Annotated in this window: 1 rRNA gene; it reads left to right on the top strand. The window is 55.0% G+C overall.

The features are described 5' to 3' along the window. Window positions 1–1651: ribosomal RNA gene (locus tag QMG93_RS34880) — 23S ribosomal RNA — on the top strand; the annotation flags it as partial.

Below are 1651 nucleotides of genomic sequence, written 5' to 3'. Positions count from 1 at the left end.
GGGCAGTAGGGGAGCGTTGTATGCGGGTAGAAGCTGGATCGTGAGGACTGGTGGACTGCATACAAGTGAGAATGCCGGTATGAGTAACGAAAAGATCAGTGAGAATCTGATCCGCCGTAAGCCTAAGGGTTCCTGAGGAAGGTTCGTCCGCTCAGGGTAAGTCGGGACCTAAGGCGAGGCCGAAAGGCGTAGTCGAAGGACAACAGGTTGAAATTCCTGTACCACCGTGAACCGTTATGAGCGATGGGGTGACGCAGAAGGATAGTGACGCGAGCTGATGGATGCTCGTCCAAGCAGTGAGGCTGGTATGCAGGCAAATCCGCATACCGTTAAGGCTGGGCTGTGATGGGGAGGGAAAATTACAGTACCGAAGGTCATGAGTTCAAGCTGCCAAGAAAAGCCTCTAGCCAGGGAGAAGGTGCCCGTACCGCAAACCGACACAGGTAGGCGAGCAGAGCATGCTAAGGCGCGCGGAAGAACTCTCGTTAAGGAACTCGGCAAAATGACCCCGTAACTTCGGGAGAAGGGGTGCCTCGGTAGGGTGAATAGCCCGAGGGGGCCGCAGTGAAAAGGCCCAAGCGACTGTTTAGCAAAAACACAGGTCTGTGCGAAGCCGCAAGGCGAAGTATACGGGCTGACGCCTGCCCGGTGCTGGAAGGTTAAGGGGAGCGGTTAGGAGCAATCCGAAGCTGTGAACCGAAGCCCCAGTAAACGGCGGCCGTAACTATAACGGTCCTAAGGTAGCGAAATTCCTTGTCAGGTAAATTCTGACCCGCACGAATGGCGTAACGACTTGGGCGCTGTCTCAACGAGAGATCCGGTGAAATTTTAATACCTGTGAAGATGCAGGTTACCCGCGACAAGACGGAAAGACCCCATGGAGCTTTACTGCAGCTTGATATTGGACTTTGGTACGATCTGTACAGGATAGGTGGGAGCCTAAGAAGCATGAGCGCCAGCTTGTGTGGAGGCGACGTTGGGATACCACCCTGATCGTATCGGAGTTCTAACTTGGTACCGTGATCCGGTACGAGGACAGTGTCAGGTGGGCAGTTTGACTGGGGCGGTCGCCTCCTAAAGTGTAACGGAGGCGCCCCAAGGTTCCCTCAGAATGGTTGGAAATCATTCGAAGAGTGCAAAGGCATAAGGGAGCTTGACTGCGAGACAAACAGGTCGAGCAGGGACGAAAGTCGGGCTTAGTGATCCGGTGGTACCGAATGGAAGGGCCATCGCTCAACGGATAAAAGCTACCCTGGGGATAACAGGCTTATCTCCCCCAAGAGTCCACATCGACGGGGAGGTTTGGCACCTCGATGTCGGCTCATCGCATCCTGGGGCTGAAGTAGGTCCCAAGGGTTGGGCTGTTCGCCCATTAAAGCGGTACGCGAGCTGGGTTCAGAACGTCGTGAGACAGTTCGGTCCCTATCTGTCGCGGGCGTAGGAAATTTGAGAGGAGCTGTCCTTAGTACGAGAGGACCGGGATGGACGTACCGCTGGTGTACCAGTTGTTCCGCCAGGAGCACGGCTGGATAGCCAAGTACGGAAGGGATAAGCGCTGAAAGCATCTAAGCGTGAAGCCCCCCTCAAGATGAGATTTCCCAGTATGTAAGACCCCTTGTAGACGACGAGGTTGATAGGTTCGGGGTGGAAG

Source organism: Paenibacillus tyrphae (genome assembly GCF_027925525.1).
Taxonomy (GTDB): Bacteria; Bacillota; Bacilli; order Paenibacillales; family NBRC-103111; genus Paenibacillus_G; species Paenibacillus_G tyrfis_B.
The sequence above is the reverse complement of the archived record's forward strand: the minus strand, read 5'-3'. Positions and strand labels throughout refer to the sequence as shown.